Raw genomic sequence first — 13,433 nt, 5'->3', positions numbered from 1 at the left:
CCTACTTGCTTGACCCCTCCCACAATCCAGTTTAAGATTGACACCAGAATTGTCCCAACAGGGAGGAATAGAGATGATTATTTTAGAACCAAGAAATATGCATTGGGTTGGTGGATCCAAAGATGATGAGAAAGACTTATGTGCGCATGGCAATATATTTCTTGAAGTCAATGGGATCACACTAGTTGATGGTAAAACTGAAGATTTTACTGTAAGTGCAGCTGCTATATTTTTGCTCCGCACGCTTGAAACTGATTACATCAAAGATAGCTTGCACGAAAACCAAATCTTCCCATGTTGTGGTTTTTATATGGCTGTAGATGAGCACTCAGAGAATGCCATTATTCCTGGGTGCTTTGATGGCGTAGATTTTGATGTTCTCCATGAGTTTGGTAATATCAGACTATTATTTGATGATAAAGAATATATTGTTTCAGAGAAAGAATGGTGCGAGGCTATCCTCCATTTTTCCGCTCTTATCAAAGCATTTTACAACTCATGCCGACCAAAGGTTGTTGATAGCAATGATTTCAAAAAAGCTGGATATGAGCGATTCCTATCTGAATGGGACCGGCGGGTTAAAGCCGCCAAAGCAGTATATCAGGACTGATATCCAGGTTTCTTAAACATGTCCATTGACGAATCCCGCATTATTCACCTTGACCTCCCCCACGTGAACGGTTAAAATGGAGTCTCACTTGCCGAAGTGGCGGAACTGGCAGACGCGCACGACTCAAAATCGTGTACCTACGGGTATGAGGGTTCGATTCCCTCCTTCGGCATCAAAAAGTCCTCACGTTTTGTGAGGACTTTGTCTTTTAATTGTTCTTGAGATGCGCGACGGTGACGCCGTCTCCACCTTCCGTCCGTCCACCGGATTCAATCCGGCTGATATGCGGGTTAGCGGTCAGGGCGTCCCGGACCGCATCGCGCAAGCGACCGGTACCCTTACCATGGATGATCCGCACAAATGGCAATCCTACCAGATAGGCGCGTTCAATATAACGATCAAGGGCATCCAGCCCCTCATCCACCCGCTGACCGCGGATATCGAGCTCCACGCCCGGCGAGTCCTGAGTACTGGGTAATATCACCCGGCCGGCTTTGGGCTTTTTCGGCTTGGGCGCGGTCTCAGGTTCCGGCTCACCCTTGCGGATCACATCCCCCAGGCGCGCCCGGATGCGCAGCATACCAATCTGCACTTCCACTTCATCTTCGCCAATAGCCGTCACGACGCCGTCCTGGTCAATTGAGCGCAGGTGCACCTTCTCGCCGAGGCGTAACGGTCCTTTGGGCTTCCGCACTGGTTTTGAAGGTGTTTTGCGAACAACGGGCTCTGCGATTTCCTCTTCCAGCGCTTCCACCACCTCTTCCACCTCGTCCACAGCCTCCAGCGGCTGGCGGGCTTTGACCAGTTGACGGCGGAGCGTCTCCATCTCCTCGCGCAAACTCTCAAGGTCTTTCTCGGCGCTTTCACGGGCCGATTCCAGCACGCCATAGCGTTCATCCTCAATTTTATCCAGCCGGTTCGCCAGCTCATTACGGATCGCTTCGGCTTCGCGGCGGGCTTCGTCAGCCTCCTCGCGGGATTGCCGCGCCAGGTCTCGCTGGCGGTGAATTTCATCCAGCAGGTCCTCCGCCCTAAGGTCCGCAGGGTTGATCTCCGACCGGGCTGAGTCGATGATCTCCTCCGGCAGCCCTAGCCTCTCGGCAATCGCCAGCGCATTGGAACGCCCCGGCAGGCCGATCACCAGGTGATAGGTGGGGCGCAAAGTCTTCAGGTTAAATTCCACACTGGCATTCAACACGCCTTCCGTGGCGTGAGCATAGGCTTTCAGTTCGGGGTAATGGGTGGCGATCATGCTGGTGATGCTGCGGTCCAATAGGTGGGTCATCACCGCGCGGGCCAGGGCGGAACCTTCCTGCGGGTCCGTGCCTGCGCCAAGCTCATCCAGCAGCACCAGCGAGTGACTGTCAGCGGATTTGAGGATCTCCACAATGTTGGTCACATGGCCGGAGAAAGTGGAAAGCGATTGTTCAATGGACTGCTCATCGCCGATGTCGGCAAAGACGTCTTCAAACACGGTTAACTCCGAGCCGGATTGGGCAGGGATCTGCAGGCCGGATTGCGCCATCAGCACCAACAGGCCAATCGTTTTGAGCGTCACAGTTTTGCCACCCGTGTTCGGCCCGGTGATCACCAGGGCATAGGTTTCCTTATCCAGATCAATATCCAGCGGCACCACTTTTTTCGGGTCCAGAAGCGGATGCCGGGCTTTGTATAGCCGGATCGTGCTGCCGGGGTGTTTACCCTTTGGTGTTTCAGGTAAAGCTCGTAACTGCGGCTCGCTGGCATCCAGGTCATCGGCATAGCGGGCGCGCATGAAGGCCAGGTCCAGCACTGCCAGCACCGTCACCATCATATTGAGAGTGTCCGCGTACATCGCCACCGAATGGCTCAGTTCCGCCAGGATGCGGCGGACTTCGTCACGTTCGGCCAACTCCAGCTCACGGTAGCGGTTATTCCATTCCACCACAGCCAGCGGCTCGATGAACAGGGTTGCACCCGAAGCCGACTGGTCATGGATCACTGCCTTGATCCGCCCCTTGAATTCCGCCCGCAAAGGCAGCACGTTGCGGCCGTTGCGTTGAGTGATGATCGGTTCCTGCAGCATTTTCGCCGTATTGGGGTCGGAGATGTATTTCTGCATCCGGGCCATCATCCGCTCGAAGGTGATCTTCATCTCCCGGCGGATCTCACCCAGCTTCTCCGAGGCCGAATCCTGCACCTCACCGCTGTCCGAGATCGTCTTGCCGATCAGGTCCACCAGCCCCAACCCCACCGGTAACCCATCCACCAGGCTGACCAGATTCGGGACGTCTGCGGCCACATTCTCCAGCGTGCGCCGGATGGTGCGGGCCACGATCAGGGTATTGCGGATGGCGAGCAGATCCCCCGGTTCCAGCACCCCATCGCGCCGAGCCAGTCCCACCATCGGACGGATATCCTGTGCCATTTGGAACGAAACATCCGAATCCAGGCTGAGGATATGCCGCGCCTCGCGGGTTGCGGCCTGGCGCAGCTTGGCCTCTTCCAGGTCAGGGGTGGGCGTCAACTGGCGCGCCAAATCGGCTGAGGCGGAAAAATCTGCATAGTCCACCAGCCGGTCAATGATCTTCAAGTATTCGAGGGTATGTAACGCTTTTGTGTTCATGCGATGGAAAGTGTATCACGAATAATGGGGAATAGTGAGAGGTGAAGGGCAAAGAGGGAGAAAAATTCAGAGATAAATTTATTAAACTTCGATAATTTCTAGAGAAGTTTTAGTGTGGTAATAACCAAGTGAAGTACATAAACCTAATATCACTTTTCTAAGCTATATGTAGATATCGTTTAGAAAATCGCATTACTATAAAATTAATTTCAAGTCCCAGCCAAAGAGATTCCACATTTTCTCAATAAGGATAATATACGAGTCCTTTATACAAATTTCTATTTGATTAACAAATTGAGGATTTACTTTTCTTTCTATTGGAATTCTCTTCATATCTTGAATATTAATAGAGCTTTTAACCTCACCAGCAGATGTAATTATCTCACTATGATGCCCATGAACAATATTTGATAGATATGAATAAATTGGCTTTTGAGCTAGCTGGTCATCAATTAACGTTGAAATTTGAGGCATATTATATTTATCATTTTTGAAACTTGCTACTTGTAATTCATTAAATAAACCTTCTGAATAAGTCTTGCTATCTTCAAGTAACGATTCGTAATCAACTTCGCTTCGGAAAGGTTTAACGTAATATTTGCTAACATTTATCCGATAAGTGATCTGTCTAGCCAACCTTTCTAGAGCCATAATATTTGGATCAGATAACCAAGAACATATAGCAGCCGTCTCAAGAAATGAACGGATACAAGAGAATGCGGAGAGCGGAAAACCATTCATAATATTTAAGGCATAACCTGAGAAATATTGAATAGTTGCATCATATAGGATAGATATTAGCGCGATTGAATTGTTCACTTGATTAACATTATTTAAAATCGTAATTTCCTTAGCTAATACAGATTGTTCAGTAAATTTATAATTAAATCCTATTGTATGATTATTGATACGAGTTATTTCGCTCACTAGTTCATCATTAACCATCTTAATTCCACTCCCATTTATTTTTTCCATATATGCTTAGGGTAAAAGTGTAACCTCAATCTCCTCTGCGATCACAACCTCCTCAGTACTCACAGCACAGCGGAAGGCGAACACTTCCACGCCCAGTTCGCTCACCCGCCGCAGCTCTGCTGCAAAGTCCGGGTCAATCCGTTCGAAGGGCGCGAAGCGGCAGGCATCCTCACGCTGGGCAATGAAAACCGCACCGGCGCGGTGGCCCTCAGCAGCCAGCTTCTCCAGCTCACCCAGGTGCTTGCGCCCGCGTCCGGTCGGCGCATCGGGAAACATCCCCACCCCATCCTCAGCATAGGTCACGGATTTGACCTCCACCCAGCAGACCGCTTCTCCATCCGACAATCTGAAGTCCAGCCGGCTGCGTCCATAGGGCACTTCCGCTTCAATTTGGGGATAGGGGAATGCCTCCAGCGTCCCCAGTTCCACCGCTTCCCTGAAGAGCCAGTTTGCCATATAGGCGTTCACTGAACATAAGCCCCCATCTGCCAGCTCACTCAACACCAGCGTGTAGGGCGTCTTGCGGTCCGGGTTCTCAGCCGCCTCCAGCCAGACCCGGCATCCCGGCCGCAGCGCGCCGGTGAGCCTTCCGGTGGTGGGGATATAGGCTGTTGTCGCGCCGCCACTCTCAAGATAGACACCCGCGGTGAAGCGGTTGCCCTTCTTGATGAAGGTCGCCGGGACCAGCTCGCCAAATTTCATTTCTCTTTCCCTGCCGCTCCCTTGATCTCCGGGTGGATCGCCCAGAGCCCGCGGGCCACTGCGTAGTTATAGATCACCTGAGCCGCGGCGATCACAGACTGCCGCGCGCCAAAGACGGCCGGGTTGACCACGTCAATCATGTCCCCGTGCAGCAGTGCCAACAGCAGCGCTTCCGTCTTCTGCATAAAGCCCTTATCCTCCAGGGCCGGGTCCAGCTTGCCGGCATCCAGCATCTCGATCAGGGTCAGCATATTTGCCTGCACGGCATTCACGTCAAAATCCGCCTTGGGCTCAACAGCTAATAGCACATTGATCGCCATCAACTCCCACGAGGTCAACAGGTCCACTTGGTTGCCAGATTTACCTTTCATTATTATTTCCACCTTCCTTTCGGAAATTTCACCTAATCCACAGGGGTGCGCCAGGTGGCAAAACAAAAACCGCTATGGTTCAGATTTTTAATCCTACCATAACGGCCTTCAGATTTGCTGCGCTTTCGCGCTCTCTCCTTAACCTACAAGGAGCGTCTTAAGGTAACGCTCCCTGAAGGCGTGGGTTCCGCTAACATAGAGGAGAAAACTGGTTTTCACTAGTTTTGGTTAGCCTGGTCAGTCCCCAGAACCCTTTTTCAATCCTGACTGTTAAAACCATTGTAGAGATTTACGCGCCCGAATACCACCTGCCAGGGAAGTCATTCACCCACTTCCCCAGTAGGGTTCAGCGGATTAATCCTTTCGTGATTGAACTGTTGGTCCTTTGGGTCTGGCCTATTTCTTTGTCACCGCTTTTCTGATCCTTGGGTGCATATCATAACCGGTGAAATTTTCCACACTGTAGAAATAAAAAGCCTGAACAGCCTTGGTCACCTCACTGCTGGCGGAATAAATTTTGTCATCCGAAATGGACATTGATTTACCCCGGACAAGATCAAGTAAGATATCCTCGGTCTGCTTGAAGAATTTATCATTTTGGATTTTCCAGTCCAATTCTCCTGCTTTCAATTGGTAAATGGCAAATTCCATTATTGCTCGAAAATCCTTGATGTCCATTCCGCTGGCAACCATATACTTAACTTCATAGGCCCAGCCCTCAAGGTTCCCGCCACCCTTGCTGGCCCTTTCTTTCTTCGCACCCCCTAAGATCTGGTCCACGAGCAGGAAAAAGGCTGTGGCGCCAACAGGGGCCCAGATCCAATGCTGGGAGATAGGCAAAGGGCGTTTCAAGAAGGTCAGCACCAGAGCCCCAATCACGCCAACCGCCGTCAACACCAATGCCAGAATATGAAGGGCTTTCAAAAAGCCGGATTTATAATTTTCGATGAGGGTTTGGAGGCCATAAAATATTGCCGCTGTCAATGCGCCCAGAATGGGTGCCCCGATCTGCCAAAAAAGCCTCAACCCAGGCCGATCTGTTGGCAGAGCAAAAATACTCCCAGCCAGTTTAGCTAATAAAAACAAAAATCCCACGCAAAGGATGATCGTAACGGTAATATAAATATTGGATTGATGCTTATCCCAGGATTTGCCTGGATTCTGCCGCTTCCAGACCTCCTCAACGGTAGCATCTTTGACTTTACGATTAGAACCCTTATAAACCCAGATATGAGTATTGGATGCTGCTGAGCCACTATCCATGAATAATGTCCCCAACAACAATATCAGCGGAATCCCCAAAAACCCCAGCCAGAACATCGTCCAGAAGATCGTCATCGTGCCCTCCTCCCCGAATATTCAAAACCAGATTTCAATAGCTTTATTGTATAGTCAATTGAAAAATAATGTCAATATATTAAAAGGTAAGACGCCTATTAAGGCGTCTTATGGTAATAAATCAGTATTGTTAGTTCTTAATCGGTTACTTCAACCGCTTTTGGTTTCCAGAAGAACATTAAAATGGCTGCCAGGAAAGCCAGCCCACTGCCAAACAGGAATGGCGCCGATGGGCCAAAACCGCTCCACCCACCAACACCCTGCCAGAGCAGACCGGCAATCAGCGAAGCGGGGAAGTCAATAATGCCAAGGATGGCGTTATATGTCCCATAGGCCGTCCCACGCAGTTCCGGCGCAACCAGGTCGGCCACCATCGCTTTCGCGGTCCCATAAGCCAGACCGTAATAAATGCCGTAGGTCACATACAGGACCCAGATATGCCAGGGGCGCTGGGCCAGGGCAAATCCCAAATAGATCAGGGCATAGATCAGCCAACCGCCAATGATCACCTTGCGCCGGCCAATCTTATCCGATAAAGCCCCTGCCGGGGTGGATATCAGGCTATAGACCATATTGAAAACGGCCAGCATGATCAAAATGCCTAATACGCTGATCCCGCGTTCCTGTGCCCGCAGCACGAGGAAAGCATCCGAAGAGTTACCGAGATCAAAGATCCCCACGATCAGCATGAAAAACAGAAAAGGTTTCCCCAGACCTTTGAATGTGATCTTGGGCGCTTTGACGGCTTCACCCCGCTTGACGTCCTTCGCCCCAATGACCAGGCTGAGCACAGCGATAAGCGCAGGCACCAAACTGATCAGGACCACCGTTTTGAAGGTGCTCGCGCCCAACTTCACCGTATTGGACTGGGCCAGCCAGATCACCAAGGCCGAGATCAAGAGCCCAAGCACAGCTCCGGCCGTGTCCGCAGCCCGGTGAAAGCCAAAGGCCAGGCCGCGCTGCTTGGGTTCAATCGAATCAGCCACCAGAGCATCCCGCGGCGCAGTCCGCACGCCCTTACCGACCCGATCAGCCCAACGAACACCGGCTACCACGCCCCAAGTATCCGCAATATAAAAGAAGGGCTTCGCCAGGGCGGAGATGGCATAACCAGCCACGGCAATCCACTTGCGTCCTCCCAGCTTATCCGACAGCCAGCCCGAAAAAACCTTCAGGATGCTGGCGGTGGCTTCTGCAATGCCCTCAATCATCCCAATGATGCTTGTTTGGACTCCCAGCACATTGGACAAAAACAGCGGCAGAATGTTGATCACCATTTCACTGGATATATCCATAAAAAAGCTGGTCAGACTGACCGCCCAGACGTTTCGGGGAAGCGATTTGATCTTTGTCCCAAATTTATTTTCAGTCATATTTTTCCTTCATAATAAGGAACACGTACTAAATCAGTAAAAATTAATCACAAAGCAACTACAATCACAAGTCTACTACCAATTGTTCCCTGGGCAGATTAAAAACGCCTGTTTAAATATGAACAGACGTTTTTCAAACCTTGTTTTATAGTTAATCCACCAACGCCATTAAGGGCTAAATCGAGTAGAACTTCAAATTTGATAATATCCAATCCATCCGCAATAGATCAACCGGGATGAGTTTCTCTTAATTCTGCTTGAAACGGTAGGAGCGGAAATCAATCACCGGACGATAGCCGATCTTTTGATAGATCGAATTGGAAGTGGGATTTTCGAGATCGGTGAACAAATTAATGAATTCATAACCCATGTCCAGCAAGTGCTGGCTGAGCCGCGCCACCAGGGCGGTGGCATAACCGCGCTGGCGATGTTCCGGCGGGGTATAGACCGCGCTGACCGTGATGGAATGCTTCAACGGGCGGGTTTTCATCGCCATCGCCACCGGTTGGCCCTCATCTACCCACAGGAACATCTTCCCCTCATGAATTACTCGCTCGGCCCAATCAGGCTTGAGGGGCTCCTCCTTGCCAAGCGCTTCATTTTCAAACGCCTGGATCCATCCAGCAATCCGTTGGGCATCCTCCGGCCACGCCACTCTGGAATGTCCCGGAGGAATCTTCGGCAGGTTGACCTGGCGAAGTTCATAGATCCGCTGGTACATCCCCACCTCCCCCTCCAGCCCTGTAACGCTTTTCCAGTGCTCATAAAATGCCTCGGCGCAATCGACAGAGCCGATCACGCCGGGAATGCCAATTTTATTTTCTCGCAGGTGTTCGATCAACGAGGGCAGTCCCAACCCAAAATCCACCCCTTCCGCCAGAATCAGGTTGTGCGGCGGGGTCATCACAGCCGCCAGCAGCAGTTCACCGGAGTGACCACGGACTGAGATGAAAAGCGGATTATCATAGGCAGCCGGGTCCTGCACTAGACGCTCACAAATCCCGAGCATCAGGTTGTTGATCGCAGTCTGGGCATACAGTTCCTCGCCCACTGCCGCCAGGAAAGCCCCCGCCTCGTCATATCGCTTTAGTTTTATGTCCATAACCTTGCTCCTGCCTATGGCCGGATTTAATAAATACTTATATTCAACAACCTTGATTAAAACATTATGCCACAATCATACATAATTAAATTCTTTAAATCGATATTTAAAATCGTGTGCGGCATATCCGGCGCGAGGGTCACTGTCACTTCATAAAAACCGCCCCACCTTGAGAATATAACCACTCGTACGGTCACTTCTTCATCCAAAATAATGACTCTTGGAACGGGATCGATCTGCCGGATTCTCCGTTTCTGCTGATCAGTAAAAGGATTGCCCCAACTATAGCTACCGGCCTCAGGTGGGCTCCCAATCTCCTCAGACAACACATCCAAGCGCGCCTTGCTGGTAATTACTTCATTTTCACCATATTGTGCATGACCAATCCGATAAATCTGATATCGCATAATGTCAAATAAAACAAACTCAAAATAGCCCGCCTTGGTCCCATCAGTTTCGATGAAATCCGTACATTCACAGGAAGTCGGATTGAGATCAGGGTCACATTCGCCTAATTGTGCCTGATATTCTTCAACAGTCTCAAAACGTGGCTCGCTTGTTTTATGAGAATAGACAATTGAATATCCGGTATCGAAACCAAAATCTAAGTAATAGACAAAATCCAAAGTGTAACCCGGTTTGATCCGCAGATGGGTTAGGGCTTCCAAGAGCTGGTTGGGATCAAATACAACCTCAGGATCATATATCACGGCATCGTAATATTGTTCGGGGAAAGGCTGGCTGCGCACCAGGGCCGTGATGGCCGAGGCGGTCTTTTGCGTTGAGATGGGATTAAGCCTGCCTTCAATTCCCAGCCAACTGCACGCAGATAACGAAAAGAGCATGCACACAGTTAGAAGCATTAAGACCCAACGTTTCGAGGTTTTCATTGCGACCCCTTTTTCTCCAATAGAATCCATACCATTAACCCTGCTTAGAACAAGACCCCGCAATCATATGGGACAACATTATCTTCTTCGATCAATTCATATTGGTAGGGCCTTGTTAAAAGGATTTCGACTGTCACATCGTAGAAGCCACCCCAATAGGTAAAATAAACGAACCGGACAGTGACTGAATCACTATCAATCACCACAACCGGCGTGAAGTCAATCTCCCGGGCAGCATTGATCTGCTCTTCAGTTAACTTATAGCCAAAATCTTCGTTGGCATTCATTTCAATTATTTCTTCCAACCGCTCCTGGCTGGCAACAATTTGGAGGTCATTGTAATAGGCATGCCAGAATTGATAAAACTGTTCCCCCATCATTTGCACCAGGCTCAATTCAAAATAACCCTCCTGACTGCCATCCGTCTCAATTAAATCGCTATAATGGCAGGATGCCGGGTTAGTTTCGATGTTACATTCGCCATATGCGGCATCGAAGGCTTCAATACTTTCAAAACGGGCAACAGTCGTCTTATGGGCATAGATGATTGGGTATCCACCCAGATCACTCATCCAATAGACAAAATCCAACGTATAGCCTGACCTCATATGCAGATGGGTTAAAGGTTCCAGAAGCAGATTTGGGTCAAACTCTTCCTCTGTCACAGGAGCCTCGGGATCGAGATAATAATCCGGGAGCTGCTGTTCACCAACCAAAACCCTTAGGGCTGTCACCGTATCTTGCCAGTAGTTCATGTTCTGCCCGCCATCACCATCATCCAGCCTGGTGACCGGCGTTCTGGTCGGTGCCGCGGTCGGAGTAACCGTTGGCGTCGCGGTCGGCGTCACCGTTGATGTCGCCGTTGGCTGCAAAGTCTCCGTAGCGGTCGCAGTCGGTTGGGTCGCCGTGGGCGTCTGCGTAGTATCCTTCCCAAACAGGTTGCAGGCTGTCAGCGAAAAGAGCAAACAGATTGTCACTGTTATCAAGATATATCGATTAATTGGTCTCATATCACCCTCACCTTGAAATGCTGCAATCTAAAAAATCCGCGACTCTCAATAGATAATGCCACAATCATACTTAACAAGAGCCCTGGAAAAGCTCGGGATAATTTTCGTTAGTGAATGAGTCGATATTGTATAGATTGTTTCCGTAAATCCCCCCCAATGAGTAAACCACACTACTCGAACTTTGACTCTTCCTGGCCCAAAGGTGATTTGCGGGGTGGGGTCAATCTTCAAAGCTTCTCTCTTTTGAGTTTCAGTCAGCTCAATGCTTGAATCATCGCGTCCGATCGAATTGACCAATTCAATCAACCGCTCTTCGCTGGCAACAATCTCCACATCGTCATAACATGAATGCCAAAACAAATAAAATTGGCCGCCCATCATTTTCAACAGCACCAGCTCAAAATACCCCTCTTCGCTGCCATCCGTCTCAATAAAATACCAATAGTGGCAGGCGGTTGGATTAGCTCCCTGCTCACATTCCTCACTTTGATCCAGATAGGCCCAGGCGTTATCCAATGGTGGGTCGGTAATCCTGCGAACATAAAGGAATGGTTCGCCGCTAATTGCCCCCTCAAAATAGACATAATCCAATGTATATCCAGGTTTGAGGTGCAAATGAGGTAGATATTCCAGCAGTTCATTCGGATCAAAATCCCCTTGTGGATCAGGAATATCATTTACGATATCATCATCTGTGAGATTTTGCCCCCGGACGAAATCCCTGAACGCTGTTACCGTAGCCTGCCAATCCGGCGATTCAGTAGAATTATCTGATTGTGGGCTCGAGGAAGTACAGGCGGTCATCATGAAAATTAAACCCACCAACACAAGATTGAACCCTCGTTTTATCAACCCCATAGCACCCTCCCTTACCACATTTTGTCATCGCTCACTGGAATTACCATTATTGTATCAGAGAGCATAACCAAATTACCCCCACACAATCAAAAATAAAAACAGCCCCATAGTGACTATGAGGCTGTTGATTTTTGATAACTTTTACTTGGTTTTATGCACCGCCTACACCAAACACATTGCTGAGCACAAAACCAACCAAGAAGCTGAAGGTCGCCACGCTGAGGCTCAGGCCCGCCATCTCAAAGAAACGATGCGCAAAGTTCAAATCCTTCGCCACCGAAATATAGAAATTGAATAGTGCGATGATCACCACGGATGTCGTGACCGAGATAGCCAGGGCAACATAAGCATTATTCAAGACCAGGAAAGGCAGGATCAGCAAGGCTACCGTGACCACATAGGCAATGCCGGTGTAAATCGCCGCTCGGATGGGGTTTTTCTCAGTGTCCTCTGAACCGGTCGATAGGTATTCCGATGCCGCCATCGAAAGCGAGGCCGCAATGCCCGTCACCAATCCGGATAGGGCGATGGTGTTCACATCGCGGAATGCCAGGGTGAGCCCGGCCAGCGCACCGGTCAGCTCAACCAGCGCATCGTTCAGCCCTAACACAACCGACCCGGCATAGACCAAAGCTTCCTCATCCAACATGTTCAGCAGCTTTTCTTCATGGCTGTCTTCATCATGGATCACAGCTCGCGCTTCGGGAATCTCGTCCTCAATCAGCTCATAATTCACCTGAGCGCGCTCTTCACCCCGCTCCATCAGCTTGAGACCAAAGGTCAGCCCAAAAAACCGGGAGATGACCGTGTATAAAGCTACTTGAAAGCGGTTGGGCTGAACCTCTTTGCCCGTATAGGACTTCCAGATCTCAGAATGCCGCTTTTCATCCGCCCCGATTTCTTCCACGATCTTGCGATTATTCTCGTCTTTGATGCTTTTGGCAATATTCCGATAGACCAGATACTCGGTGATCTCGGTTTTTTGCGCCTTTAATAATTCCTGTCTAATTTCAGGCGATATTTCCATTCAAAACTCCTCTATGGTATTGGTGTGCCGATGTGTTGGTGTTAGGTCCCTGATTCTTTTTCTGCTTTCGCCTGGCAGTCCGGGCAAAGGCCATAAAATGACATTCTCGCGCCGATCAGCTTAAAACCACTTTGCTCATCAATTTCCTGGCGGATTTCCACAAGATGATCGCTCGGAATATCCATGATCGTATGGCAGTTGACACAAATCACATTGATATGCGGATCAATGTCCGCATCATAATGGACCGTGTCATCCCCAGCCTGACCGATCACGTGGATCGCGCCCAGATCTGAAAGGGTATTCAGCGTATTATAGACCGTCATCAAAGATAGCGACGGCATCTCCTCCTTGAGCTCATCATAAATCATCGCCGCAGTGGGATGGGTGTCGTGCGAAACCAGATAAGCACAAATCCTCCGGCGCTGGGGAGTGATCCGGCAGCCGGCTGTTTTTAGAGTATCAATAAGGTGTTGAACAGAATTCATTTTAACCTACTTTATAATCATTACAAATATTATGTAATTATAGATTACCCAAAATGAAATGTCAAGACATTAGTTCATGAATGG

Annotated in this window: 13 protein-coding genes and 1 tRNA gene; 2 read left to right on the top strand and 12 right to left on the bottom strand. The window is 49.6% G+C overall.

The features are described 5' to 3' along the window. Window positions 1–73: 73 nt before the first annotated feature. Both JR338_10600 and JR338_10595 read left to right on the top strand, forming a co-directional pair. Window positions 74–610, top strand: a complete 537-nt coding sequence (locus tag JR338_10600; GenBank protein QRN82855.1) for a hypothetical protein — start codon at window positions 74–76, stop codon at window positions 608–610. Window positions 611–700: 90 nt separating this feature from the next. Continuing rightward, window positions 701–782: transfer RNA gene (locus JR338_10595), tRNA-Leu, on the top strand. Window positions 783–818: 36 nt separating this feature from the next. On the opposite strand, the gene JR338_10590 is transcribed toward JR338_10595, so the two are convergent. The 12 genes from JR338_10590 to JR338_10535 all read right to left on the bottom strand — a co-directional run bounded on the left by JR338_10590 (window position 819) and on the right by JR338_10535 (window position 13,349). Further along, window positions 819–3,215, bottom strand: a complete 2,397-nt coding sequence (locus JR338_10590; protein ID QRN82854.1) for an endonuclease MutS2 — start codon at window positions 3,213–3,215, stop codon at window positions 819–821. A gap of 195 nt (window positions 3,216–3,410) precedes the next feature. Further along, window positions 3,411–4,190, bottom strand: coding sequence for a hypothetical protein (locus JR338_10585; protein ID QRN82853.1), 780 nt, complete (start codon window positions 4,188–4,190; stop codon window positions 3,411–3,413). A 6-nt stretch (window positions 4,191–4,196) separates the two neighbouring features. After that, window positions 4,197–4,892 (bottom strand): DNA/RNA nuclease SfsA, encoded by a 696-nt coding sequence (sfsA, locus tag JR338_10580; protein ID QRN82852.1) that lies wholly within the window; start codon window positions 4,890–4,892, stop codon window positions 4,197–4,199. Then, entirely contained in the window at window positions 4,889–5,263 is a 375-nt protein-coding gene (locus JR338_10575; protein QRN82851.1) for a hypothetical protein, read from the bottom strand. The genes sfsA and JR338_10575 overlap by 4 nt, the downstream gene beginning before the upstream one ends. Before the next feature lie 396 nt (window positions 5,264–5,659). Continuing rightward, window positions 5,660–6,601, bottom strand: a complete 942-nt coding sequence (locus JR338_10570; protein QRN82850.1) for a hypothetical protein — start codon at window positions 6,599–6,601, stop codon at window positions 5,660–5,662. 137 nt (window positions 6,602–6,738) lie between these two features. Continuing rightward, on the bottom strand, window positions 6,739–7,974 hold the full coding sequence (locus JR338_10565) for an MFS transporter (GenBank protein QRN82849.1): 1,236 nt from the start codon (window positions 7,972–7,974) through the stop codon (window positions 6,739–6,741). Window positions 7,975–8,221: 247 nt separating this feature from the next. After that, a complete protein-coding gene (locus tag JR338_10560; GenBank protein ID QRN84418.1) occupies window positions 8,222–8,983 on the bottom strand; it encodes a GNAT family N-acetyltransferase in 762 nt (253 codons plus the stop codon). Window positions 8,984–9,132: 149 nt separating this feature from the next. After that, window positions 9,133–9,996: a hypothetical protein gene (locus JR338_10555; GenBank protein ID QRN82848.1), complete on the bottom strand. Its 864-nt coding sequence runs from the start codon at window positions 9,994–9,996 to the stop codon at window positions 9,133–9,135. Window positions 9,997–10,010: 14 nt separating this feature from the next. Further along, window positions 10,011–10,976, bottom strand: a complete 966-nt coding sequence (locus JR338_10550) for a hypothetical protein (protein ID QRN84439.1) — start codon at window positions 10,974–10,976, stop codon at window positions 10,011–10,013. Between the two features lie 45 nt (window positions 10,977–11,021). Further along, complete coding sequence (locus JR338_10545) at window positions 11,022–11,834, bottom strand: hypothetical protein (GenBank protein QRN82847.1); 813 nt, start codon at window positions 11,832–11,834, stop codon at window positions 11,022–11,024. Window positions 11,835–11,985: 151 nt separating this feature from the next. Continuing rightward, entirely contained in the window at window positions 11,986–12,861 is an 876-nt protein-coding gene (locus JR338_10540; GenBank protein ID QRN82846.1) for a VIT1/CCC1 transporter family protein, read from the bottom strand. Window positions 12,862–12,902: 41 nt separating this feature from the next. Continuing rightward, window positions 12,903–13,349: a transcriptional repressor gene (locus tag JR338_10535; GenBank protein QRN82845.1), complete on the bottom strand. Its 447-nt coding sequence runs from the start codon at window positions 13,347–13,349 to the stop codon at window positions 12,903–12,905. Between the last annotated feature and the right edge of the window lie 84 nt (window positions 13,350–13,433).

It is taken from the genome of Chloroflexota bacterium (assembly GCA_016887485.1).
GTDB lineage: Bacteria > Chloroflexota > Anaerolineae > Anaerolineales > Anaerolineaceae > Brevifilum.
This window is presented reverse-complemented; position numbering and strand designations above follow the sequence as displayed.

What these genes read in the sequence shown, in the direction of transcription:
- JR338_10540 (QRN82846.1), bottom strand. Translation starts at nt 12,861, where the DNA reads ATGGAAATATCGCCTGAAATTAGACAGGAATTATTAAAGGCGCAAAAA.
- JR338_10560 (QRN84418.1), bottom strand. Translation starts at nt 8,983, where the DNA reads ATGCTCGGGATTTGTGAGCGTCTAGTGCAGGACCCGGCTGCCTATGAT.
- JR338_10590 (QRN82854.1), bottom strand. Translation starts at nt 3,215, where the DNA reads ATGAACACAAAAGCGTTACATACCCTCGAATACTTGAAGATCATTGAC.
- JR338_10555 (QRN82848.1), bottom strand. Translation starts at nt 9,996, where the DNA reads ATGGATTCTATTGGAGAAAAAGGGGTCGCAATGAAAACCTCGAAACGT.
- JR338_10550 (QRN84439.1), bottom strand. Translation starts at nt 10,976, where the DNA reads ATGAGACCAATTAATCGATATATCTTGATAACAGTGACAATCTGTTTG.
- JR338_10565 (QRN82849.1), bottom strand. Translation starts at nt 7,974, where the DNA reads ATGACTGAAAATAAATTTGGGACAAAGATCAAATCGCTTCCCCGAAAC.
- JR338_10600 (QRN82855.1), top strand. Translation starts at nt 74, where the DNA reads ATGATTATTTTAGAACCAAGAAATATGCATTGGGTTGGTGGATCCAAA.
- JR338_10545 (QRN82847.1), bottom strand. Translation starts at nt 11,834, where the DNA reads ATGGGGTTGATAAAACGAGGGTTCAATCTTGTGTTGGTGGGTTTAATT.
- JR338_10585 (QRN82853.1), bottom strand. Translation starts at nt 4,190, where the DNA reads ATGGAAAAAATAAATGGGAGTGGAATTAAGATGGTTAATGATGAACTA.
- JR338_10570 (QRN82850.1), bottom strand. Translation starts at nt 6,601, where the DNA reads ATGACGATCTTCTGGACGATGTTCTGGCTGGGGTTTTTGGGGATTCCG.
- JR338_10575 (QRN82851.1), bottom strand. Translation starts at nt 5,263, where the DNA reads ATGAAAGGTAAATCTGGCAACCAAGTGGACCTGTTGACCTCGTGGGAG.
- JR338_10535 (QRN82845.1), bottom strand. Translation starts at nt 13,349, where the DNA reads ATGAATTCTGTTCAACACCTTATTGATACTCTAAAAACAGCCGGCTGC.
- sfsA (QRN82852.1), bottom strand. Translation starts at nt 4,892, where the DNA reads ATGAAATTTGGCGAGCTGGTCCCGGCGACCTTCATCAAGAAGGGCAAC.